Source organism: Streptomyces sp. NPDC028308, from assembly GCF_055565855.1.
In genome coordinates, this window is the sequence record NZ_JBVHTO010000022.1 from 19,789 (window position 1) to 44,638 (window position 24,850).

General features: G+C 70.7%; 11 protein-coding genes and 3 pseudogenes. 7 read left to right on the plus strand and 7 right to left on the minus strand.

Annotated features, from left to right (window positions below):
- Positions 1-310 precede the first annotated feature (310 nt).
- A pseudogene (locus ACZ4VA_RS37810) lies at positions 311-11,692 on the minus strand (amino acid adenylation domain-containing protein); the annotation flags it as partial.
- Between the two features lie 534 nt (positions 11,693-12,226).
- On the opposite strand from ACZ4VA_RS37810, the gene ACZ4VA_RS37815 reads away from it, so the two are divergent.
- Positions 12,227-13,975, plus strand: a complete 1,749-nt coding sequence (locus ACZ4VA_RS37815) for a S8 family peptidase (protein WP_468084452.1) — start codon at positions 12,227-12,229, stop codon at positions 13,973-13,975.
- A gap of 383 nt (positions 13,976-14,358) precedes the next feature.
- Here the strand turns inward: ACZ4VA_RS37815 and ACZ4VA_RS37820 are convergent, their stop codons facing one another.
- Together ACZ4VA_RS37820 and ACZ4VA_RS37825 are read right to left on the minus strand one after the other, a co-directional pair.
- Entirely contained in the window at positions 14,359-14,913 is a 555-nt protein-coding gene (locus ACZ4VA_RS37820; RefSeq protein WP_468084454.1) for a hypothetical protein, read from the minus strand.
- Positions 14,914-14,996: 83 nt separating this feature from the next.
- Positions 14,997-15,605 (minus strand): TetR/AcrR family transcriptional regulator, encoded by a 609-nt coding sequence (locus ACZ4VA_RS37825; RefSeq protein ID WP_389392551.1) that lies wholly within the window; start codon positions 15,603-15,605, stop codon positions 14,997-14,999.
- Positions 15,606-15,651: 46 nt separating this feature from the next.
- On the opposite strand from ACZ4VA_RS37825, the gene ACZ4VA_RS37830 reads away from it, so the two are divergent.
- On the plus strand, positions 15,652-16,116 hold the full coding sequence (locus ACZ4VA_RS37830) for an SRPBCC family protein (protein WP_468084457.1): 465 nt from the start codon (positions 15,652-15,654) through the stop codon (positions 16,114-16,116).
- 254 nt (positions 16,117-16,370) lie between these two features.
- Here ACZ4VA_RS37830 and ACZ4VA_RS37835 read toward each other — a convergent pair.
- From ACZ4VA_RS37835 to ACZ4VA_RS37845, 3 genes and pseudogenes are all read right to left on the minus strand, one after another.
- Positions 16,371-17,018 (minus strand): annotated as a pseudogene (locus ACZ4VA_RS37835) (DNA polymerase III subunit alpha); the annotation flags it as partial.
- Between the two features lie 130 nt (positions 17,019-17,148).
- On the minus strand, positions 17,149-18,036 hold the full coding sequence (locus tag ACZ4VA_RS37840; RefSeq protein ID WP_468084459.1) for a PaaX family transcriptional regulator C-terminal domain-containing protein: 888 nt from the start codon (positions 18,034-18,036) through the stop codon (positions 17,149-17,151).
- On the minus strand, positions 18,033-18,668 hold the full coding sequence (locus ACZ4VA_RS37845) for a GNAT family N-acetyltransferase (RefSeq protein ID WP_356175034.1): 636 nt from the start codon (positions 18,666-18,668) through the stop codon (positions 18,033-18,035). The genes ACZ4VA_RS37840 and ACZ4VA_RS37845 overlap by 4 nt, the downstream gene beginning before the upstream one ends.
- Positions 18,669-18,780: 112 nt before the next feature.
- Between ACZ4VA_RS37845 and ACZ4VA_RS37850 the strand changes: the two genes are divergently transcribed.
- A complete protein-coding gene (locus ACZ4VA_RS37850) occupies positions 18,781-19,857 on the plus strand; it encodes an alpha/beta hydrolase family protein (protein ID WP_468084461.1) in 1,077 nt (358 codons plus the stop codon).
- A 305-nt stretch (positions 19,858-20,162) separates the two neighbouring features.
- A complete protein-coding gene (locus tag ACZ4VA_RS37855) occupies positions 20,163-20,813 on the plus strand; it encodes a hypothetical protein (protein ID WP_468084463.1) in 651 nt (216 codons plus the stop codon).
- Between the two features lie 10 nt (positions 20,814-20,823).
- Here the strand turns inward: ACZ4VA_RS37855 and ACZ4VA_RS37860 are convergent.
- Positions 20,824-21,163: pseudogene (locus ACZ4VA_RS37860) on the minus strand (transposase); the annotation flags it as partial.
- Between the two features lie 34 nt (positions 21,164-21,197).
- On the opposite strand from ACZ4VA_RS37860, the gene ACZ4VA_RS37865 reads away from it, so the two are divergent.
- The 3 genes from ACZ4VA_RS37865 (at position 21,198) to secD (ending at position 24,465) form a co-directional block, all read left to right on the plus strand.
- Positions 21,198-21,491 (plus strand): hypothetical protein, encoded by a 294-nt coding sequence (locus ACZ4VA_RS37865; RefSeq protein WP_468084465.1) that lies wholly within the window; start codon positions 21,198-21,200, stop codon positions 21,489-21,491.
- A 160-nt stretch (positions 21,492-21,651) separates the two neighbouring features.
- Complete coding sequence (locus ACZ4VA_RS37870) at positions 21,652-22,029, plus strand: hypothetical protein (RefSeq protein ID WP_356175043.1); 378 nt, start codon at positions 21,652-21,654, stop codon at positions 22,027-22,029.
- Between the two features lie 99 nt (positions 22,030-22,128).
- Positions 22,129-24,465 carry a protein translocase subunit SecD gene (secD, locus tag ACZ4VA_RS37875; protein WP_468084467.1) on the plus strand — a complete coding sequence of 779 codons (2,337 nt, stop codon included), beginning with the start codon at positions 22,129-22,131 and terminating at the stop codon, positions 24,463-24,465.
- The last annotated feature ends 385 nt before the right edge of the window (positions 24,466-24,850 follow it).

Genomic DNA, 24,850 nt, shown 5'->3' on the forward strand with positions numbered 1-24,850 from the left:
CTGACGGGCTCACCCCTGTGTGATGGGTGAGCCCGTCAGCTTTCCGCTCCCCACATGCCCCCAGTCGGCTCGCTTCGTGAACCAACTGGGGCGAAGGGCAAGCCCGGGGGAGAGCGGGATCGTCATCAGCCCTGCACGATTCCGTCTGCCGGGCCTACTACGATTCCAGCAACAGCCCGACGAGCGTGCCCGCAGCCTCAGGCACATTCACGCAACAAGCAAGGTCACGCCCGGCGCGAACAAGCTCTGCGAGCGCGAATTCTCCCTATGCGAGATCTGAGGTCCGGCCCGTCGCCCGGAGGTCCTCGGCTCACTCCGCCAGCCTGCGGGCGATCACGTCCATGATCTGGCCCGCCGGCCCCGGCATGTGCAGGTCGTGGTGGGAAGCGTCGATGTCGTACTCCTCCAGGGAGCCGAGGACGTACGGGCGCCAGCCGGGCCCGTACGACGTCAGCCCGTCGACCTTGTCGCACTTCGCGTTGAAGTAGACCAGGTCGCCTCGGTAGACCGGTGACGCGAACACCGCCATCTTGTTGAGGTTGTTGGCGCCCACCTTGGACATGTCCTCCAGGAAACCGTCCAGGTTGTCGGTGTTCATGTACTCGCCGAACACCTCCTCGACGTCCCCCCGGTACATCGCCGCCGTCCTGCCCGCCACCTGCTTGAACGGGCTGTCCGCGGACGTGGTCGCGGGTGGGGCGTCCAGGACCGCGACGAGGCCGACACGGTGGCCGCGCCGTTCCAGCTCCGCCGCGGCCGCGTGCACGACCGGGCCGCCGAAGGACCAGCCGATCAGGTGGTACGGGCCTTCCGGCTGGCGGGCGAGGATCTGGGTGAGGTAGTCGTCGATCATCTCCTCCACCGAACCCGCCAGCGGATCCTTGCCGTTGGAGCCACGGGACTGCAAGGAGTACGCCGCCCGGTCCTTCACATGCGGGGCGAAGGTGAAGAACGCCCAGCCCAGGCCGCCGCCACCGTGGAAGAACCACAGGGGCGGCTTGCCCGTACCGGGATCCCTGTTCAGGGGCAGTACCACTCCGTACGAGTCGCTCTGGTCGTCAGGTGTACCGCCGACGACGACCAGCCCGCCCAGCTCGGCCACCGTGGGGTAGTCCGTGATCGTCTTGAGAGGCAGGTCGATGCCGAACTCTTCGCATATGCGTGTGCTCAAGCGGGTGGCCAGGTCCGGATTCCCTCCGAGCGCGAAGAAGTCCTCGTTGATTCCGACCCCTTCGACCTCGAGCAACTCGCCGAACAGGGCGCACAGTTTCTCCTCGTGCGTGTTGCGCGGACCGGAGTCGCTCATGTTCCCCTCGCGCGTGGTTCCCGGACCGCGGTCGCTCGGCTCCTTCGCGAGCCTGCCTTGTGCGGCCCCCGGCACCTCGATCGCATTGACCGGAGTCCGCGGGGCGGCGACCAACTGGTCCAGCACCGACACGAACCCCGCGGCGATCGCCTCGGCCGTTTCCCGGTCGAACAGCTCGGTCGCGTAGACGAGGTCGCCTCGCAGCGCCCCGGTACCGTCGTCCTCCGCCATGCTGAACATCAGGTCGGCCTGAGCGGTGGACGTGAGGTGCTGCTCGAACTCGACCTCCAGCCCTTGCAGTTCGAGTTTCCGCTTGTCGAAGTTCTGCCAGGCGAACAGCACCTGGAACAGTGGCTGGTACGCCGCGGAGCGCTCGAGGTCGAGCGTCTCGACCAGCATCTCGAACGGCAGGTCCTGGTGCTCGTAGGCCGCCAGCGCCTTGTCCCGCACCCGTGCGAGCAGGTCCGCGAACGTCGGGTTGCCGGAGAGATCCATCCGCAGCACCTGGGTGTTGACGAAGAATCCGACCATGTCGGCCAGTCCTTCATCGGTGCGGCCGGCTATCGGGTTGCCGATCGGCACGTCCTCGCCGCCACCCAGTCGGCCGAGCAGCACGCCCAGCGCGGCCTGGAGGACCATCGACAGGGTCACCCCGCGTGCGTCGGCCAGTTTCCGCAGCCGGCTCGCGGACTCGGGCCCCACCAGGACAGCGACCATGTCACCCTCGGAGCTACGTACCGCGGGCCTGGGTCGGTCGAGCGGCAGGTTCAGCGGCTCCGGTACGCCGTCCAGCTCCTTGCGCCAGTACTCGCTCTGCGCCGCGGCCAGGCTCCCCTGGTCCGCCACGTCGCCGAGCAACTCGCGCTGCCACAGGGCGTAGTCCCTGTACTGCGCCCTCAACGGCTGCCACTCCGGGGCCCGTCCGTCCAGGCGCGCGGCATAGGCCTCGGCCAGATCGCGAGCAAGCGGTGCCCCCGAACTGCCGTCCGTGGCGATGTGGTGGATGACCAGGATAAGGACGTGCTCCTGGGCGGAGCGGCGCAACAGAGTTGCCCGCAAGGGTATTTCTGCCGCTAGGTCGAACCAGTGAGCGGCGGCTTCCTCGATCGCCCGGGACTCGTCCTCGGGCGCCACGTCGATCACCGGCACCCGCACTGGCGCCTGTTCCGCCGTCAGGATTCTCGGCTCAGGCTCACCGTCGGCGTCGGTCACATAGGTGGTGCGCAGGATCTCGTGCCGGGCGACGACGTCACCGATCGCGGCGCCGAGTGCGGCCTCGTCCAGTGTCCCGGTCAGCCGGAACGTCGGGGAGATGGTGTAGGTCGCCGTGCCACGATCCAGCTGGTGCAGGATCCACATGCGGCGCTGCGCGAAGGACAGCGGAGTCGCGGCGCTCTCCCCCGTGTGATCGCGCGGCTCGAACCGGAGGCGGCGGGGTGCGGCCGCCTTGCTGGACCATTCGGCGAACGCGGCGACTGTGGGCAGGTCGAAGATCTTGCGGATCGGTATCTCGATCCCCATGTCGGCGCGGGCGCGATTGATCAGCCTGGTGGCGAGCAGCGAGTGCCCCCCGAGCGCGAAGAAGTCGTCGTCGATGCCGACCCTCTCCAGACTGAGCAATTCGCTGAAGAGAGCGCACAGCTTCTCTTCATGAGGCGTGCGCGGCCCACGACCGCTCACGACGGTCGTGTGCCGCGCGGGCAGTGCTCGTCGATCGATCTTTCCGGCCGGGTTCAGCGGGAGCCGCGAGAGCGGTACGAAGGCTGCCGGGACCATGTAGTCGGGAAGGCGTTCACGCAGGTATGCGGGCAGTTCCGCCAGCAGAGGGCCGATCGCCTTCGCGAGCGCCGGGGCGTTCACCCGGATCCGGTCGGCACCAGCACGGGGAACGAACCCCCCGGAGAGGGTCTTCAGCCCGTCCTTCCGCTCGGGCAGGAGGATCGCGTCGAAGGCGTGGACGGTCTCGCCCGACCAGGTGAGGACGGCGTCCAGACCCTGCCGCCGCGCCCAGTCGGCGACGTCCTCCGGATCGAGTGGCAGCCCGGAGGACGCGACGGTGCCTCCGCCACCGGCGGGGGTCACGGGGGCGGCCGTGCCTCGGCCCACGGTGGCGGTCGCACCGGTGTCTGTGCCTCGGCCGGCGGTGGCGGTCGCCGCCGCGGCCTCCTCGGTCAGCCGTGCGTTGGGGATCCCGGTCACTCGCACCGGGCCACCGGCCGCCCGCTCGACGCAGTCACCGAGGCCGGCCAGATTGGCGACTTCCCCGCCCCACGCCACCGCGGGCACGCCTGAAACGTCGAGGACATCGGTCGGCGCCTTGTGCATTACGACCTCGTAGCGGTGCCGGGTCAGTTCGTTGTGCGCCTGCCCCGCCTTCAGCCGGATGTCCACGCTGCCGCCATGCTCACGCGCCCAGTCGGCGAACCACTCCGGAGCGACCACCAGCTCCCGCTCGGCGAGCAGTGCCTGCTCCACCAGGGTCCGCACCTCGCTCGAGGGCGCGTACGGGTGTGCCGCGCGCTGCACGGCGGTGGTCAGCATTCGCAGGGTGGTGGCGTTGCGGACGTCGCCGACGATCAACCGCCCGTCGTCGGTGAGGAGTCGCATGGCCTGGCGCAGCACCCGGTCCAGGTACTCGGCGCTCGGGAAGTACTGCGCCACCGAGTTGACGATCACGGTGTCGAAGGCGCCCCGGGGCAGCCCGGAGAGGTCGTCGGCCGCCTGGGCGCTGAGCCGGACCCGGTCGCCGAGACCGGCCTCGTCGGCCTGGGCCCGGACCCGGTCGACGACCGTCGGCGAAATGTCGGTACCCCAGTATTCCTCGACCTCGCCGACTATCTTGGCCAGCAGCAGGCCGGATCCCACGCCGATCTCCAGCACCCGGCGCGGCGCGAACCGCAGTACGCGCGCCACCGCCGCGTCGCGCCATTCCTCCATTTCCTGGAGCGGAATCGGTTCACCGGTGTAGCTGGAGTTCCAGCCCTGGAAGTCCTCGCCGAACGTTCCTTGGGCCGAGACGGTGTACGTGTCGTCATAGACGTGGCGCCATTCCTCGATCTGGGCGGTGGTGTCGGTGACGGCGGCGTCGGGGTCGGGTTCGATGTAGGCGACCAGGCGCTGGTCGCCCTTCTGGTCCTCGCGGACCACGACGGCGGCCTGCGCGACCGAGGGGTGGCCGCTCAGCACGTGCTCGATCTCGCCGAGTTCGATGCGGAAGCCGCGGACCTTGACCTGGGAGTCGGTGCGGCCGAGGTATTCGACCTGCCCGTCCTTGTTCCACTTCACCAGGTCACCGGTGCGGTACATGCGCGTGCCGGCCGGGCCGAAGGGGCAGGCCACGAAGCGTTCGGAGGTCAGGGCGCTCTGGCCGAGGTAGCCGCGGGCCAGGCAGGTGCCGGCCAGGTAGAGCTCGCCGGCCACCCCGGGGGCGACCGGGCGCAGAGATGCGTCGAGGACGTAGACCTGGTTGTTCCAGATCGGGGTGCCGATCGGGACGCGGTCGGCGCCGGGGACGTGCTGCCAGCCGGTGACCTCGACAGTGGCCTCGGTGGGCCCGTAGAGGTTGTGGGCGGAGCAGGTGGGGAGCAGTTCGGTGAAGCGGTTGGCCAGAGCTGCGGGGAAGGCCTCGGCTGCGACTTCGATCCAGCGCAGGCTGGTGCAGTTCGTGGCCGCCGGTTCGGTGACGAACGCGGAGAGCAGGGAGGGCACGAAGAACGCGCCGGTGACCTGTTCGCGCCGGATGAGGCGGGCGAGGTAGGCGGGGTCGCGGCGGCCCTCGGCCCCGGCCACGACGATCGAGGCGCCCGTCTGGAGGTTGGAGAACATCTCGGGCACCGAGGCGTCGAAGCTGGCCGAGGTGCTCATCAGCATCCGGTCCTCGACGGTGACCTGGAAGTGCTCCAGGCCCCACGCGATCCGGTTGGTGATCGAGCGGTGCGCTACGGGGACGCCCTTGGGGCCGCCGGTGGAGCCGGAGGTGAAGATGACGTAGGCCGTGTTGTCGGGGGACAAGGTGCGCTCCGGGTCGGTGTCCGGATACCCCGACACGTCCGGCAGCGTCCCGTCGAGCAGGAGCAGGGGGTCGGCGACGGCCAGGATGTGGCGTACGCGGTCTGCGGGCAGTTCGGTGTCCAGCGGTACGTAGGCGGCGCCGGCCTTGACCACGCCGTACACCGCGACGAGCAGGTCCACCGAACGGGGAATCTTGACCGCGACGAGTTGCTCGGGTCCCGCGCCCTGGTCGATCAGCCAGTGCGCGAGGCAGTTGGCACGCCGGTTCAACTCGGCGTACGTCATCGCCTCTTGCTCGGCGATCACCGCGACGCGGTCCGGGGTGCGGATGACCTGGGCCTCGAAGGCGCCGGGAAGGGTGGTCGCGGCGACCGGGCGGGCCGTGTCGTTGATCTGCCGTACCAGGCGGTCGTGTTCGTCCTCGCCGAGCACGTCGATGGCGCCGATCGGGGTCTCGGGCGCGGCGGCGACCTGTTCCAGGACCCGTACGAACCGCGCGACGATGTCGGCCGCGGACTCCTGGTCCAGCAGGTCCTTCTGGTATTGCAGGACCAGCTGAAGCTGGGGATCGGCCGCGGCGGCCAGGATGACCGGGTAGTGCGAGCCCGCGAACGGGCGCAGCCCGGTGATGGCCACACCGGCCGCGGAGTTGGCCTCGCCGATGGCGTCCCGGTCGATGGGGTACGACTCGAACACGACCATCGTGTCGAACAGCGTCGTCAGCCCGGTGGCTTGCTGGATCTCCGCGAGGCTGTGCTGGTGATGCTCGAGCAGGGCCGCCTGCCGGTGCAGCAGGTCGGTGAGCAGGTCGGCGAAGGTGGTCTGCCGCTCACAACGCACCCTGACGGGGATGGTGTTGATGAACAGCCCGACCATGCTGTCGACGTCCTTCACCGCGGCCGGGCGCCCGGACACGGTGGCGCCGAAGACGATGTCCGACCGCCCAGTGAGACGGGCGAGGAGCACGGCCCAGGCGCCCTGAACGAGGGTGTTGAGGGTGACGCCCAGCTCCGCGGCCCGTCGGGACAGGCCCTGCTTACCCTCGAACACGACCTCGATGGCGCCGATGCCCGCGGAATCGTGCCGCGTTCCCGCGTGCGGCACGAGCAGGGTGGGCTCCTGGACACCGTCGAGTTCGGCCGCCCAGACGCGCGCGGACTCCTCGTGGTCGTGCTGCGTGAGCCAGGTGAGGAAGTCGCCGTAGTCGCGCGCGGGGGTGAGCGCGGTCGGGTCGCCGTCGGCGGCGTAGAGCAGGAGCAGGTCGCGCATCAGCAGCGGTGTGGACCAGCCGTCGAACAGGACGTGATGGGCGGTCAGGACGAGTTCGGTCCGGTCGGGTTCGAGGGTGGCCAGGGCCAGCCGGATGAGCGGCGGAGTGTCCGCGTCGAAGTAGGTGGTCCGGTCCTGGTCGAGGAACCGCTCGAACTCCGCGGTGCGCTGCGGCTCTTCGGCTGCGGTCAGGTCGAGGTGCCGCCACGGCAGCGTCACCGATTCCGGTATCACCTGGACGAGATCGCCGTCCGCCCGGTCGACGAACGCTGCGCGCAGGGCGGGGTGGCGGTCCAGGAGCGCCTGTCCGGCTCGGCGCATCCGTTCCGCGTCGACCTCGCCGGACAGATGGAACACGAGTTGCATGTGGTAGGCGTCGAAGGAGGAGCCGGCGAGCATCGCGTGGAACAGCAGTCCTGACTGTGCGGGGGTGGCCGGCCATACCTCGGCGAGCCTGCCGAAGCGGGCCTCCCAGGCGTCGATCTCCTGTTGGGTCACGGTGACCAGGGGCGCGTCGCCGGGGGTCAGTCCGCCGGCGTCGGTTGTGGTGGTGTGCCGGGCCAGCGCCGTCAGCGCCCGGACCCACAGACCGGCCAGTTCGCCGACCTCCTCGCGGGACAGGACGCCGGTGGGAAAGCCGAAGTAGGCGGTCAGTTCCTCGCCGTTCCCGGTGTCGGCGGCGACCGCGTTGATCTCCAGCGCCGACAGCACCTCCATGTCCGGGTCGGGAGCCGCGATCAGGTCGGCGCGCGTGGTTTCCGGCGCCCAGCCCAGGCCGCGGAGTTCCTCGGGGATGTCCGTACCGGAGGTCCTGCCCAGGTAGTTGAAGCCGATCTGCGGGCGGCGCGCCCCGGCCAGTGCGGCGGCGGTGTCGGGGTTGAGATGGGCGAGCAGGCCGTAGCCGAGGCCGGAGTCCGGTACCGCGCGGAGTTGTTCCTTGACGGCCTTGACCGCGCGGCCGGCCGCCTGGCCGCCTTCGAACGCGTCCGCCAGGTCGATGCCGGTCACGTCCAGGCGGACCGGGTACATGGCGGTGAACCAGCCGAGCGTGCCGGACAGGTCCGCGCCCGGCACGAGGTGTTCCTCGCGGCCGTGGCCCTCAAGTCGGACCAGGGCCGACGTCGCCTGTGGCCCGGACACGCCGCGGGTCCGGCGCCAGCTCGCGAGCGCCAGGGCGAGGCCGGTCAGCAGGCCGTCGTCGGCGCCGGCGCGGAAGACCTTGGGCAGGGTGTCGAGCAGGATCTTGGTGACGTCGGCCGGGACGCCGACGCGTACCGTGTCCACGGTGGCGGCGACATCACGTACGCCGTCCAACTCCCGGGCCCCTACTACCGGTTCATCGCCGCCCAGGATGCCTTGCCACAGGGGTAGTTCAGCGATCCTTTCGGGGCGGACGGCTTCCTCAGCCAGGGCATGGGTCCATCGGCGCAGCGAAGTGCCGGTCTCCGCCGGTCGCGTGGCAGTGCCCGATCGGACCTGCTGCCAGGCGGCCACCAGGTCCGGGAGCAGGATCCGCCACGAGACGCCGTCGACGACCAGGTGGTGCAGCACGATCAGCAGCCGGTCCGAACCGTCGTCGGTCATCAGCCGCACGAACTGGGCCATCACACCCGCGTCCGGGTTGAGGCGGTCGGCGGCCTCGTCCAGTTCGGTCTGCGCGTCGGCCGCGTACCAGGGGACCTCGCGCAACAGCGCGGCTGCGTCGACGTGACCGGCCGCCTCCATCCACAGGCCCGGCCGCTCGCGGTCGAGCCGGGAGCGCAGTACGTCGTGCCGGTCCAGTACGGACTGCAGGGTGGCGACCAGTTCCGCGCGGTCGGTGTCCTCGGGCAGGGTCAGCAGCGCGGACATGCAGAACCGGCCGATGCCGCCTCCCAGCGCGAGCACGTGCGCGGCGGTGGGCGGCAGCGGCGCCCAGCCGACACCCCCGCCCTCCAACTCGGCCGGCGCCACCGGCTCCTGTCCGGTCCGGCTCTCGGCCAGTTCCGCGAGCCGGGCGACCGTGCGGTGCTCGAAGATCTCCCGGGTGGTGACGACGACACCGCGCGCCTTGGCCCGTGCCACCACCTGGATGGAACGGATGCTGTCGCCGCCACCGGCGAAGAAGTCGTCGTCGACCCCGATCTGCCCGGGCCCGGCGCCCAGCACATCGGCGTACACCTCGGCCAGCACCCGCTCCGCCTCGCCGCGCGGCGCCCGGTACTCGGCGCCCGCGAACTGCGGCTCCGGCAGCGCGGCCCGGTCCAGCTTCCCGCTCGGGGTCAGGGGCAACCGGTCGAGGACCAGCAGGTGGGCGGGCACCATGTAGTCGGGCAGCCGCCTGGCCGCGAACCGCCGCAGGTCGGCCACCGAGACACCGGCGTCCAGGGCGAAGTCACCGTCGCCGGCACCGCCGTCCACCGCCACCACGTAACCGACGAGCCGTCTGCTCCCGGAGGGGTCCTCGCACACCGTGACGGCGGCCCGGCTGACGGCGGGGTGCCGGGCCAGGACGGTCTCGATCTCGGTGGGCTCGACGCGGATGCCGTTGACCTTGACCTGGTCGTCGGCGCGTCCGGCATACGTCAGCCGGCCCTCGGCGTCCCACCGGGCCAGGTCGCCGGTACGGTACATGCGCGTACCCGGCGGGCCGAACGGGCAGGCGACGAAGCGCTCGGCGGTGGCGGCGGCGTTTCGGTGGTAGCCGCGGGCGACCGGGCCCGCCACGTACAGCTCACCGGTCACGCCCGGGGCGACCGGGGCGAGTTCCGGCCCGAGGACGTGGGCCCGCATGTTGGCCAGCGGGGTCCCTACCGGTACCGCACCGGACCCGGTCCACTCCCGCGGGACGGTGAACGCGGAGGCGTAGAAGCTCTCCGTCTGGCCGTAGGCGTTGACGACCCGGGTGCCCGGCAGCGTCTGGTGCACCCTGCGGGCGAGGTCGCCGGAGAGCTCCTCACCGGCCAGCACGACGGTGTCCACGTCCAGGTGGAGGCCGCTGGAGCCGTCGGCGGTGAGCTGGTCGAGGAGCGCGGACACCAGCCCCGGTACGGCGCTTATGGTGGTGCCCGACCAAGCGTTGCGCTCGGCGAGTTCGAGGAGGTCGCGGACGATCTCGACGCTCGCTCCGGCCGTCAGCGCGGTGAAGATCTCGAAGACGCTGACGTCGAAGTTCACCGAGGTCGCCGCGAGGACCCGCGAACCGGCCTCGACCCGCAGGCGCCGGGCCAGGTCCCGTACGCCGTTGACGACACCGGCGTGGGTGACGGCGACGCCCTTGGGGGTCCCTGTCGATCCGGACGTGAACATCACGTACGCCAGATGGTCGGGGCCGATCCCGGCCGTCGCGGCGTCGACGACGGGGCCGTCCAGGTCCAGGTCCAGGTCGTCGAGGTGCACCAGCGGAGGCTGGCAGCCGGCCACCATATGTGCGGTGTCGTGGTGGGTGAGCACCAAGGACGGGCGTCCGGTGTCCAGCAGAAGGCCGGCGCGAGTGGAGGGGAACGCCGCGTCGATCGGCAGGTAGGCGCCGCCTGCTTTGAGGACGGCCAGCAGCGCGACGACCAGGTCCACCGAACGCGGCAGGGCCACGGCCACCAAAACGTCCGGCCCCACACCCCGTTCACGCAGCACCGCGGCAAGCCGACCCGCGCGGACCTCCAGCTCCCCGTACGACAAGGAGGTCCGCCCGCACACCACGGCGGTCGCCTGCGGGGCCCGTGCCGCCTGGGCGGCGACCAGTTCCGGGACCGTCGCCGCCGGCACCGGAGCCGCCGTCTCGTTCGACCGGGCCAGCCTTGCCCGCTCGGTCCCCGTGAGCACGTCCACCGTGCCGAGCCTGGTCCCGGGACGTGCGACCACCTGCCGCAGCACCCGCACATAGCGGTCGACGAGGGTCTCGGCCGTCGTGTGGTCGAACAGAGCAGTCGCGTACTCCAGACGTCCGTAGGCCCGCCCCGAGGCGTCGGGGACGATGTTGAGGAACAGGTCGAACTTCGCCGTCTCGGTACCGGGCCAGACCAGCGTGCCCCGCAGGCCCGGCAGCTCGATCTCCGGCCAGACGAACTGCCAGGCCAACATGACCTGGAACAGCGGCTGGTAGGCGGTGGTGCGGTCGGGGTCGAGGAGTTCCACCAGGTGCTCGAAGGGGACGTCCTGGTTGTCGTAGGCGGCCAGGGCCCGGTCGCGGACCTGTTCCAGCAGTTCGCCGAAGGTGGGGTTGCGGGCGAGGTCGACGCGCAGCACCCAGGTGTTGGCGAAGAACCCGATGAGGTCCTCGAGCTGTTCGTCGGCGCGCCCTTCGATGGGGCTGCCGATGGTCAGGTCGTTGCCCGCGCCGAGATGGTGCAGCAGGACCGCGAGGGCCGCTTGGGCGACCATCGGTGCCGTGGCACCGTGCCGCGCGGCCAGCTTCCTTACCCCGGACAGCAGTTCGGGTTCCAGCTCGAACATGACCTCGGCGCCGCGGTGACCTCCCGAGCCGGTCCGTGGGCGATCCAGGGGCAGCTGAACCGGCTGCGGCACCCCGTCGAGTTCGCGGCGCCAGTGCTCCAACTGCTCGGCGGCGACGCTGTCGGGGTCGTCCTCGTCTCCGAGCATCTGCCGCTGCCACACGGTGTAGTCCTTGTACTGGACGGGCAGCGGAGCCCAGTCGGGCGCGGTGCCGTGCCCGCGTGCCTCGTAGGCTGACAGCAGATCCCGGACGAACGGCGCCATCGACGCCCCGTCCGCCGCGACGTGGTGGAACACGAACAGCACCGTGTGTTCACGGGGCGAGACACGGAACACGGCGGTCCGCAGAGGCAGGTCCCGGTCCAGCTCGAACCCCGCACGCACGACGTCGAGCATCGCCTGTCCCACCGCTTCGGCGGCCACGTCGACCACTCGGAACGGCGTCGCGGCCTGCTCGGCGGGCAGGATCCGCTGCTCGGGAACGCCGTCCTCACTCTCCACGAGCAGGGTGCGCAGACTCTCGTGCCGGGCAACGACGTCCGCCACGGCGGCGGCCAGGGCCGCCGTGTCCAACTCCCCCTCCAGGCGCAGCGCGAAGGGGATGTTGTACGTCGCCGACGGCCCCTCCAGCCGGTACAGGAACCAGAGCCGGCGCTGAGCGAAGGACAACGGGATCATCGGCTACTCCTCGACGCGTGCGCGACCGGCTGGCGGGGTGACCAACCGAGAATGCCCAGCACGGGAGGCAATTCGAAGTCCGTACGGCCCTTTGCCTGTCGGTGCGACTCGGTGAACTGGTCGCGGTGGTGGGTGAATTGACTCACTCATCAATCCGATGCAAGGGGGACGCGCAGGCGCCGCGGGGCGGCCCCGCGGCGCCGTGATGTGTCCCGCCGACGGGACGCACCCCCGGCACCGGCCCGGCGTTCAGGAAGCGGAACTCACGTGCGGCGTCGTGCAGTTCGATGGCCAGAGCGGCGGTGAACCCCGGCCCTCCGATGCCCGGAGTACGCCTCTTTTCAGCCATCCCTCTATAACACCCCTGCACGGAAAGGTACTTCCGCACGTGAGCACACCCCTGACATCTTGCATCCACCACTCGTTTCGTACAGCCCCGCCGGTGCCCTCCGCACGGCCGGGCCGTCTCCGGAGGACGCATTGATACCCCACATATCCAGTCGGCTCAGACGCACGCTGGTCCTGGCGGCCATGCTCGGCCCTGCCCTCGCGTTCGGTGCCCCTGGCGCCCTCGCGGGCACGCTCCCCGTCGGCCCCTCCACCGCGCCGGTCGCCGGCGCCCACGCTCCGGCCGCCGTGCCGGCCTCCCAGAGCGCGACCTGGGTGGCCGGCACGCGTGCCTACCTCGTGATCACCGCCCCGGGTGACACTTCGGCGGTCCGCTCCGCGATCACGGCCAACGGTGGCACCGTCTTCTCCAACTTCGACGCCATCGGCGTGATCGTCGCCCACTCGGCGTCCAGCGGATTCGCCGCCACCATGCGCGGCGTCGCCGGTGTGCAGCAGGTCGGCGCCACGCGTACCTCGGACGTCCCGGCCGACGCCTACAACCCGGCGCTCCCGGCCAATCCGACCCAGGCATCGACCCCGGCCGGAGAACCGGTCCGGGCCGACATGAGCCAGATCAAGGCCGACCAGGCCTGGGCCACGAACCCGGGCTCCGCCTCCGTCACGGTCGGCATCCTGGACACCGGTGTGGACGACCAACACCAAGACCTGGCGCCCAACTTCAACGCGGCCGACTCGGTCTCCTGCGCCTACGGCAAGCCCGACACCCGTACCGGCGCATGGCGGGACGTCGACACGCACGGCACCCACGTAGCGGGCACCATCGCCGCGGCCAAGAACGGCAAGGGCGTCGTCGGCGTGGCCCCCGGAGTGAAGATCTCCGCGGTCCGGGTCGCCGAGCCGGGCAACTCCTTCTTCTTCGCCGAGAACACCATCTGCGGCTTCGTCTGGGCCGGTGACCACGGCTTCAAGGTCACCAATAACAGCTATTACACGGACCCGTGGCAGTTCAACTGCCCGGACAACGTCGACCAGGCCGCCATCATCGAGGGCGTCAAGCGAGCCCAGGAGTACGCCGAGGGCAAGGGCTCGCTCCAGATCGCCGCCGCGGGCAACGAGAACTACGACCTCGCCCACAAGACGACCGACTCCGCGAGCCCGAACGACTCGACGCCGGTGACCCGCACGATCACCAACGCCTGCCTCGACATCCCGACCGAGCTGCCGGGCGTGGTCACGGTCGCGGCCAACGGCACGGGTGTCACCAAGGCCTCGTTCTCCAACTACGGGCAGGGAGTGATCGACGTCGCGGCGCCGGGCAGCAACGTGTACTCCACCGTCCCCGGCGGCGGCTACGGCAGTAAGAGCGGCACCTCGATGGCCACCCCGCACGTGGCCGGCGTGGCGGCACTCATCGCCAGCGCCAACCCGGGCATCACCCCGGCGCAGATCCGCGCCAAGCTGGCCGCCCAGGCCAACGACATCGCCTGCCCCGCGGACAGCCGCTGCACGGGCACGACGGCCAACAACTCGTTCTTCGGCGAAGGACAAGTCGACGCCCTCAAGGCCGTAGGGACCACCCCGCCGCCCGGTAAGTACTTCGAAAACCTCGCGGACTTCGCCATCAACGACAACGCGACCGTGGAGAGCCCGATCGCCGTCACCGGCGTGAGCGGCAACGCCCCGGCCACCCTCAAGGTGGGTGTGGACATCAAGCACACCTACATCGGTGACCTGAAGGTCGACCTGGTGGCGCCGGACGGCAGCGTCTACACGCTGCACAACCACGCCGGCGGCAGCGCCGACAACATCGCCCAGACCTACACCGTGAACGCCTCGTCGGAGGTCGCAAACGGCACCTGGAAGCTGCGCGTGAACGACAACGCCGCCTCCGACACCGGCAAAATCGACGCCTGGAACCTGACCTTCTAGGACCTGTCCGAGCGATCCCTCAATGCAGCGCGCCCAAGCCGGGGTCTGGGCGCGCTGCACCAGGCCCGTCTGACCGAGCTGCGCGCTGCAGGCTGCAAGTCGCGTCCTCCGAGCGAGCCGCCGCCTGGTCTTGGTCGCGCCCAGATCTCCAGAACCACAGCGCTGTCGTCGGCCATGTGGCCACCCCCGGGCGGGACTTACCCGGAACTGGCCGGGCACCGCCAGCACCGGGCCCCTCCCGGACGGATTCTCCGGCCCCGGCCGTCCCCGACTGCCGACCGAGTCAGCTGAGCCGGCCGCGTTGGCGAATGTGCTGGCTAAAAGCTTGAGGGATTTCCGGAAGTGAACGCAGAACGGCAGCCAGGGCCGAGACGACAGCGAGTTCAGGCAGCGGCTGGCCAGGCCCGGGCCGACGCGACGATCGGTCTACTGCTGGGCGGCTGGCGGTTACTGGTCGGGGTGGACGGCTTGGACGCCGTCCCGCCCAGGCGTTCCAAACGAGCCCGTGCCTTCGCCTCCGCCTCGGGACTGGGTGCCTTGCCGAGGGCGGAGGTGAGTTCGGCGCGGGCCAGCTCGGCACGCTCGGCGCATTCGGCCTGCGTCGGCGTACTCGGCGCCAGCTCCTCGACCAGACTGCGGATGGTCGTGCCGTGCTCGGCCGCCAACTGCGCCAGCCGGTCCCGCGCGGCCGCGCTTACCTTCGAGGTGTCGGCGCTTACCTCAACGACAAGCTGCGGCTCGACGAGCTGGGCATCGAGGGTCTGCGTGCTGCCCCAGCCTGCCGAGAATCGGCGTCCCGTCCAGGGATGCCGGCCAGTTCGGGGCTGCAGAAGACCTCCGACGCTGGTAGCGAGCTCACGGCCGACGTGGCGGAGACGGCCTTCGGTATCGAAGCGGCCGAGAAGCGGACTGGAGGGGGCGTCCAGTCGGCCGGTCACCGCTCCGACGATCGCGTCACTCGGGTGCCGTGCTGGCCGAGGTCGCGGTTGATGCTGTCGGATCGCCTATATCGGCGACTCCGTCACTTCGGTCCGTAGTACAGCCGTAGGAACTCCGCCATCGCCGCGTCTACACCGACGCGGTCACCGGTGGCGAGTAGGTCGAGTAGCAGACCACGGACAGTGGCAAGTCCCAGCCTGGCGCGGTTCCGTGCCACGCCAGGGTCCGCTCCTGCGGCGACCTCGGCGGCTACGAGTGGCTCCAGCCAGTCATTCACGAGCCCCTCAAGGACCGGGGCGGCTTCAGGTCGCCCCCGTAGTGCGTAGCCACAGACTTCGAAGAAGAGCCGCTCCTGATTGGCCAGTCGGGGGTCCGTCAGCTGCTGCCAGAGGAGCCGCGCAGCATCGGCAGGTGAAAGGCCGGGTTCCAGGTGCAGCCGGGACAACAGATCTCGTTGGCGCTGCTCCGACGTCCGGACGATTTCGACGAGCAACTCTTCCTTGGAGCCGAAATAGTGGATCAGCATGCGGTGGCTGACGCCGATCGCGGCACCCAGGCCACGGAGGCTCAAGTCCGTGAGGCCGTGTTCCGCGACGTGGTCGACGGCCGCGTTCACCAGGTGAGCGCGCCGCCCCCCGTCCGCGCCTGGCGCCCCCTCGCCTTCGGGATGTGAGCCGTTCGTATTCGCCACGTCGCGAGCGTACCAATCGGTACATGCCCTGTGTACCGTGTGGTACATGAAGTCTGTCACCGTGTCGATCGACGTCCCGCAGACGCCCGAGCAGGTCTATGACTTCCTCGATGTCATAGCTCACCACGAGCGATTCACCAACCACTACCTGATCGACTGGAGCTACAGCGGCCCCGACCGTGGCATCGGCGCGTGCGCCAAGGTCACAGCCGCAATGGGCGGCATCAAGACCCGCGTCATCATCGAAGTCGTCAAGACCGACCCGCCGCGCTGCATCGTGGAGCAAAACGTCAGCGCGGCCGGCCGACGCCGAGCCCAGGGCACCTACACCATCGAACCGCTGCGTGGCGGTGGGAGCCACGTGGCCTTCACATACACCTGGGTGCGCGCCCCGGTCGCCGACCGCCTGCTGGCACCCGTCGTCCGAGCGACGATGCGGCGCGCCAACCGTACTGTCCTGCGACGTATGGCAGCCGAGTTGGCCCGCCATTCGTCCGTTTCGGGATCCTGATGTCGGTGCATGGCGGCTCGTCTGCCCGACGCAGGACCGAAGTCCACGGCGGGCCCCCGCCCCTGGCCGGGGCCGGACCGCACCACCAGGCACTTCTCCAGTCGGCTCACAGGGCTAAATTTCTGACGCAGTAGACGCATGGCCTACCGATCTTCCCCACCCACGAATGCACTCACCGGCACGCCGGAAGCGCCAGAGAAGGGGCAGAGCGAACCCTGACGTCGAGTGTGCGCAGACGTCTCGTGGGACAGGGCTCAGCCTGGAGAACCCTGGCTCCGGTGGCCAAGCCGGCGCAGGTCCGCCGAGCGGGTGCCGGCCGGCTGAAGGTCGGCGTACGGGTGGACTTTTGTTCCGGCTGTGCCGTCTGTGAGGGTGCGCTGCGGGACCGGGGCAGTGGGCTGGGCGGGGGTGGGTGCGAGGGAGCGGCGGCCGAGGAGGTCGAGGGCGGCCTGCGGGCCGTGGTCGCGGCGGGCGGCGGCCACCTCGTCCAGGTCCCACACCATCTGCCCCACCAGGGTGCGCCGTGGCCCCCGGGCCTCGACGGTTCCCCGCACGAGCAGGAGCCCGCTGTGGAACACGGTGTGGGCGCACGCCTCGTGTGAGTCCTCGAAGAACGCGATGTCCACCAAGGCTGAACCGTCTTCCAGCGTCACGAGGATCACCCGCTTCCCCGACGGGATCGGCGGCGTCTGGGTGGAGGCCCGCACGCCGGCCACCAGCACCTTCTGGCCAGGCACCAGGTCCCTCAGGTGGGCTGCGTCGACCGCGCCGAGCTCGCGCAGCAGCCGGTGGTGGTCCATCAGATGATGCGTGACGTCGATCGACAACGTCTCCACCTCCGTGCTGAGCTTGCCCCGCCCGCTCATCTCCGGCAGCCCGCTCGGCTGCGCGGTCATCAGCTCCGCGCACGCTCGGCACTCCACCCAGCCTCCGGCCGGGGGCCCCAAGAAGCACGCGCCTGACGAGTCCCGTCACCGCCCATAGGACGGCCACGCGGCCCTGGGTTCCCGTGCGCCGGGGCTAACCGGGGCATCACAGGCCCGCGGTGCGCTCCACTGCCTCCCGGGCGATGTCGGTGTAGCTGCGGAAGAGGACGGGGAGTGACCCGTCGTCTTCCCGTCTGCCCAACGCCGCCCAGCACTGGGCCACCAGCTCGCGGGCCTGGGTGCCGGGCCAGGGGCGGGGCAGGAGCTGGGGCGGCAGCAGCGGGTCGCGCTCCATGGCACGGGTGAGTTCGGCGGCCAGCTCGACGGCGATCGTCAGGACCGCGGCGGGGGAGAGGCCGGCCCCTTCGGTGAGCCGGGCGAGGCGGGGGCGGGCGACACGGCTCAGACGGTGGTAGCGCTCGGCGATGTCCCGCAGGGGCCACAGACGGCGGGCGAGCTCGGCGGGCTCGCGGACGTCTCCCCTGCGTAGATCCGTCGTGGTGAGGAGGGTCAGCGCGTCGTGGGCGCCGAGGAGGTGGGCCGCCTCCTCGACGTACGGCTCCCAGTGGTTGGCACTCACGTACAGGCCGCCCTGGAGGGGAGCGCCGCCGAGGTGGAGGAGCGTCTCGCGCAGCGAGTCGCGAGCCGTGCGCGCCGACTCGGGTACGGCGAAGGCTGCCAGGTGCCAGACACCGTCCCACGGTGCGAGTCCGGCATCCTGCCGGAAGGCGTGGTGCAGGAAGCCCGGGTTGGGGGAGAGGGCGCGTGTGGTGTCCGCCGTCGCCCGCAGCTGGGCCTTGCGGCCCCGGCCCTCGTGGGTGAACCGGCCCTCGGCCACGAGGCGTTTCACGCAGAGCCGGACCTGCTGGTCGCTCATGCCGAGGGTGCCGGCGACGGTGTACAGCTCGTCCGCGCCGACCGTGCCGTCCTCGCGGATCAATGCGTGGACGAGCAGGCGCGTGGGCACATCCACGCGGTCCGTCTCGTCGCTCACAGTTGTGCCGCTCCTCTCGTCCCGACCGTGCGACGCATCGTGGTCACCGCGCCGAACCCCAGCAACTTTCGCAGGTAGGGCGTGTGCTCGGTGCGCACGGGCGTGAAGCCGCGCCGTTCATACAGTGCTCTGGCCCGTGGGTTGGTGTCGATGACGTCCAGTCTGATCTCGCGGCAGTCCTGTTCGGCCGCGACGGCGGCGACTTCCTCCAGGAGCAGGGTGCCGACCCCTCGTCCGCGGGTCCGTGCGTCCACGGCGATGCCGTCCATGACGAGTTGCCCGGGGGCGGGCCGGCGCTCGAACAGGGTGAGGAGCAGCAGTCGGTGAATCCCCCGCAGGTGTCCGTACGCGCGCAGCACGGCGGCGGCCGACCCGCCGGTGAGGCCCCGGCCGCCGAGCTGGTAGCCGGCGAGGCCGACGAGCTGTCCGTCGAGGAGGGCGCAGATCGCGCGATCGGCGTTCAGGTGGGCGGCGAGGAAGGGCATCGCCTTGTCCGCGGGACCCAGCGCGGGTCCGAGCTTGCGGCCGAAGGCGTCCCAGTACAGCTCGGCCGCGCGCCGTTCCGCGCCGGCCGGAATGCTCCGCCGGACCGTCACCACTCCCGCATCGCCGCCCACTGCATCCACTTCCATGCCGTTCCCCTCGCTCGCTTCACGACCTCGGAGCAAAACTATCAGAACGGATACGATCGTAGAAGAAGTGATAGTTTTTGGCCTCATGAACCCACCAGAGGTGATCACTCCCATGACTTCGGGGACCGGGCCGCGGCGTCGCCGCGGCCTCCGCGCAGCCGTGTGGTCGCTCGTCACGGTCCTGGTCGTGACAGCCGGCCTCACGGGCGTGGCGCTGTGGCAGAACTCCTACGCGATGGACGAGCGGCGGGTCTCCATCCGCCACGGCGACCACATCCTCAACGGCGTGCTGAGCACTCCCCGCGACGGCCGCGCACGCCACGGCCTGGTCGTGTACGTCCACGGCGACGGACCGCTCGACGCCACGCACGAGGGCGGCTACCGGCCCCTGTGGGAAGCGAACGCCCGGGCCGGGTACGCCTCGCTGTCCTGGGACAAGCCAGGCGTCGCGGGCGCGCCCGGCGACTGGCTCGACCAGTCCATGGACGACCGCGCCGACGAGACCGCCGCCGCCATCGCCTGGGCGCGCACCCGCCCGGACATCGACGGTGACCGGATCGGGCTCTGGGGCGCCAGTCAGGCCGGCTGGGTCCTGCCGAAGGTCGCCGCCAGGACGTCCGTGCGTTTCGTCATCGCGGTCTCGCCCGCGATCAACTGGCTCCGACAGGGCCGCTACAACCTGCTCGCCGAACTGCGGGCCGACGGTGCGTCCGCCTCCCGCACCAAGGCCGAGATCGCCCGGAGCGACACCGTTCGCCGCCTGCTTCAGCGGCACGCGACGTTCGAGGAGTACCTCCGGGCGACGCACGGCGACGCGGACGGGATGACGGCCCGTCGGTGGCGCTTCATCACGAGGAACCACACTGCGGACGCCACCCGGGACCTGCGGGCCCTGCGCGGCGTGCCGGTGCTGCTGACTCTGGCGGGCCACGACGTCAACGTGGACACCGCCGAGACGGAACGCGACTACCGGAAGGTGCTTGACGCGGGCGGCGCACTGACGGTCAGGCACTACCCGGACGCGGCCCACTCCCTGGTGAAGCGGTCCGTCGAACGGTCGGACCTCAGATTCACGCTCACCGCCGTCTTCGCCCCGCGCACGCTCTTCGCGGACGGATTCCTGGGCGACCAGCGGCACTTCCTCGAGGAGGCCGGTCCTGGCGGGAATGCCGAGGGACGGCATGGATGACGAGACGGAACCCGGCACGGCGCGTTCGTCGGAGACCGGCAGGGCGAAGCGGCGCGGGTGGCCGCCGACTTCGGGACTGTGCCACTTGGCGCGGATGTCTGCGGCGACGACACGGGTGCCGAGTTCCTCGCCGCAGACATAGATGGAGCCGGCTGATGGCCGCCGCCGTGCGGTGGCCCCACCCGTGGTTCGAGCCCTGGGAGCACGCCGTGCCCGTCGGCTGTGGGCTACGGGCCGTCAGAAGCCGTGCTCCGTCAGCCGGATACGGTCGAGGCGCTCTTGCGGACCGGTCCTACGCTGGAGGCATGGCCACCCATCCCTTGCTGAGGCAGGGCCCCGACTCGACGGATCTGGTCCTGCGTATCGGCCCGGCCGGGCGGATGTGGAACGCGCTGGCCTCGGCGGGGCCGGCGCTGTTCACTCCGCTCGCTCTGGGCGTGCCGACCCTGCTCGTCGCCTTCTGGATGGTGCTGGCCGGGGCGCGGGCGTCGACCGTGTTCGTGGTGGTGGGGGTGATCGCCGGGCTGGAGTACCTGATCGGCTGGCTGGCGCTGGTCTTTTCCCGGGCCCGGGACATCATGCGGGTGGAGTTCGCGCCGGCCGGGGTGCCCGCGTCTGTGCGGTTGGTCCGGGCCACCGCGCCGGACGACTGGCTGCCCGTCAAGGCCCTGAGCGAGGTGCGGCTGACGCACACGGTGGTGGAGCCCTACCAGGGGGACTACAAGCCGGCCGTCTCCACGCTCGGGCTGGAACTCGTCCTGCAGGGCGTCCGGGAGCGGCTCACGTTCCCCGACGGCGGCGACCCGCAGCGGCTCGCCGACGCGCTGACGGCCCTGCTCGGCCCGGCTGGGGTCGTGGTGGAGCTGCGCACCGAGCGCAGCACGCGTGATCGGCCGCGACCCAACTCCGGCTGGGTCTCCGGCGGTTCGGCCTCGGCCGGCTCGGGTGGCGGCTGATCCCGAACTGCCCGTGGCGCTCCCCGGTTGAGCGTTGTTCGCGGGCGACCCCCGTTACGCGCCGAACGGAGTCGACCGAGACGGTCCACTCCAGGTGGCCCACCGCCTCGTCGTTGACCTGGATGTGTTCGAGCAGGCGGGCCCAAGTGCCGTCTGATTCCCATGGCAGCCGTCTGCCGGCGTCCCGTATCGCTCAGGCAGGTCACGCCATGGAGCCCGGTCCGCAGACGCCACAGCACGCCATGACCACCTGACGGTGGTCCCGCCACGGACGGCCGTGCCCGTTCACCTGCGGCAACGGGCGCTATCCGCTGCCACGCCGCCTCCGTCAATTCGCTTCGACCCGCCACAAGATCAAAAGCCGAACGAGAGACCCAGCGTGGCATGCCGGGCTTCGGAGCCTTGGCCGGCCAGCACCTGCTGTACCTGAGCCGCCGGTGGGACGAGGACGACGACCCGATGGTCTACCTGATGGAGGTCGGCCCCGACGGTCGTCGGCTCCGCCAGGTCGAGCTGACCGAGGACGGAATGTCCTACCGGAGCACTCCCGAGGACTGGCCCTTCAACCCGCCGTTGGTGGACCGCTACGACCCCGCTTGGGTGCCGTTCGTGATCGGCCCAGAAGAGTTCGAGGCCCAGTGGACCCGGGCCGTCCACGATCCCAGCCACTGGGATTAGGGCCTGCTTGACAACTGCCACCGGGATTGACCGGCTTGGCACGAGCTCTCCTTGCCTCCGTCGGGAACCGAGGAACACGGAACGGACCGGGCACCCCATACGTTGAGGTGGAGGGCCCACGTTGTGCGCACCCGACGAGCACCGTAGGGATGGGGGACGCGTGCCGCAACGGAGCCGCTCCGCGCGCTTGGCCGCGTCCGCGCTGACCCTCGTCGTCACCGTCCTGGCGCTGTTCGTCCCGGTGACCGGGGCGCAGAGCATGCCCATGCCCGCAGGCCGGCCGCTCGCCCACCACATGGTGGCGGGGCACGCCGGACAAGGGGCAGGACCGGACGACGTCCCGGCGCTGCATGTCGCGGTCACGCACCGACCTGACGCACACATCCCGGGCCCGCAGCCCGCGGGCCCCGCGCGTACGGCCGTCGACACGGCCCCGAGCCGCGCCCTGGGTGGGCCTGACACGGGCCCCGCCACCGCACTCGCGCCGCCGCACAGGCCGGCCGAGTCCGCCGCCCCGCGCGGCCCGCCCCACCGATGAGCACGCAGACCGTCATCTACGCCTGACCCTTTCGACCCGGCGCACACCGCGCGGGGCCGGTCACGCGTCCCTCCGTCCTGCCCTCATCGTGGAGTACGCATGTCTCGCGCACATTTGTCCCGCCCACCCTTGTGGAGGGCGATCGTCGCGCTGGCGGCCGTCGCGCTGTCCCTCTGCATCGCCCTGACCCAATCCGCCCGCCTCGGCCTCGATCTGCGCGGTGGCACCCAGATCGTCCTGGAGACCCGGGACTCACCCACCGTCAAGGCCGACGCCGCATCCACCGACCGCGCTCTGGAGGTCATCAGGCAGCGCGTCGACGCCCTCGGCGTCTCCGAACCCGGCATCGCCCGCTCCGGTGAGAAACGGATCATCGTGGAACTGCCCGGAGTGCAGGACCCACGCAAGGCCGCCGAGGTCATCGGCCGCACCGCACAGCTGACGGTCCACCCGGTGACGGGGGCGACGGCCGACAAGGGCTCCGCGAAGCCCGAGGCCGACGGGTCGCGCACCCTGCCCGACCCGGACCAGCCGGGCAACCACCTGAAGCTGGGCCCCACCGCCCTCACCGGCGAGGGGGTCAAGGACGCCGAGGCGGTCCTGGACCAGCAGTCGCTGAACGGCTGGATGGTCTCCCTCGACTTCCGCAAGGGCGCGGGCGACACCTGGGCGAAGATCACCGCGGACGCGGCCTGCGCCCCTCAGGGCGCTCCGGAGCGCCGCGTCGTCATCACCCTCGACAACAAGATCATCTCGGCGCCCGGCGTCGACGCGGACGTGGTGTGCGGGACCGGCATCACCGGCGGCTCCACTCAGATCAGCGGCGACTTCGGCCGGGCCGAGGCACGCGACCTGGCGGCGCTCGTGAAGGGCGGCGCGCTGCCGGTGCCCCTGAACGTCGTGGAGCAGCGCACGGTCGGACCGACGCTCGGCGCCGACGCGATCGAGGCGAGCACCAAGGCCGCGCTCATCGGCATCGCCCTGACCGCACTGTTCATCACCGTCGTCTACCGGCTCCTTGGCGCACTCGCCGCCTTGGCCCTCGCGCTGTACGGCCTCATCTCGTACGCCGCTCTGGTGGCGCTCGGCGCGACGCTCACGCTGCCGGGGCTCGCCGGGTTCGTCCTGGCGATCGGCATGGCGGTGGACGCAAACGTCCTGGTCTTCGAACGGGCCAGGGAGGAGTACCTGGGCGCCCGTTCCAAGGACTTGGCGAAGCCGGTGAAGACCGGCTTCGCCAAGGCATGGAGCGCGGTGATCGACTCGAACATCACGACGCTGCTCGCTGCGGGATTGCTGTTCTTCTTCGCCACGGGCCCGGTCAAGGGCTTCGGGGTCACCCTGTGCATCGGCGTCCTGGCATCGATGCTCACGGCGCTCGTGATCACCCGCGCGCTCGCGGACTTCGCCGTCGCCCGCAGCTTCGTACGCAAGCGCCCCGGTCTGACGGGCATCGCCTCGACGGGCCGAGTCCGCACATGGCTGTCGGGCCGCAACCCGAACCTGGTCCGCCACCGTCGCCGCTGGCTCGGCGGGAGCGCACTCCTGGTGGCGCTGGCCGTCGCAGGAATCCTCATCCGCGGCCTGGACTTCGGCGTGGAGTTCACCGGCGGCCGCCTCGTCGAGTACAGCACCAGCAGGTCCGTCGACGCGGACACGGCCCGCAACGCCGTGGCCGACGCGGGGTTCCCGCGCGCGGTGGTGCAGGAGTCCGGCGACGGCGACATCACCGTACGCACGGACAAGCTCACCGACGACGAACAGCAGCGCGTCAAGGCGGCTTTGGAGAAGTCCGGCGGAACCGTCACGGTGGAGCGTGACGAACAGATCGGCCCGAGCCTCGGCAGCGAACTGCGCCAGAAGGCGCTCCTCGCCCTGGGCATCGCGGTGGCCGCCCAACTGATCTACCTCAGCGTGCGGTTCCGCTGGACCCTGGCGGCAGCGGCAGTCTCTGCGATGGTCCACGACGTCCTCCTCGTGGTGGGCCTGTTCGCCTGGCTGGGCAGGCCGGTGGACAGCGTCTTCCTGGCGGCGCTGCTCACGGTGATCGGCTACTCCGTGAACGACGCGGTGGTCGTCTTCGACCGCGTCCGCGAAGCGCGCCGCCGAGACCCACGAGGCAACCTGGAGAAAACGGCCAACCACGCGGTGGTCCAGACACTTCCGCGCACGGTGAACACGGGCATGGGAGCCCTGTTCATCCTGACCGCACTGGCGGTACTGGGCGGCGACTCGCTGGCGGACTTCTCCGTGGCCCTGATCGCGGGCGTCCTGGTCGGCATCGCCTCGACCATCTTCACCGCCGTCCCGATCGCGATCGCCCTGGAACACCGCAACCCGCCACCACCACCGGCACCGGGCCGCCACGCCGCGGTGGGAGTTGATGACGGGTACACCCCGTTGGAGGCGCGGAGGAAGACGGGGGCGGTCGTCTGAGCCCAGAGTGCGGGCTTCTGTCGCTGCACGCCTGAGTCGTTTTGGTCTTCCCAATGCAGCCCCCACCTCGCTGGGCGTGCGGGGACCGCACCCCGCGCGGGGCTGTGGGACCGGCCGCGCGCCTGCGAGGAGCAGATGTGCCGTACGACGAGGCCGCTGTATCGGCCGGGCAGCGGCGCGTCTTGTGGCGAAGCGCATCGCCGTTGGGACCATCCCGACGCGTGCGGGAGCAGAAGTCCCCGGCCGCACCCGATCACGACCCGGGCGGGACCCTCCCCGCGCGTGCGGGGAGCAGTCCGCAAGGACGTTCCCGATGCAGCCGGCCTAGGGACCATCCGCGCGCGTGCGGAGAGTGGGGACCCTTCATCGGGAACGGCGAGGCTCC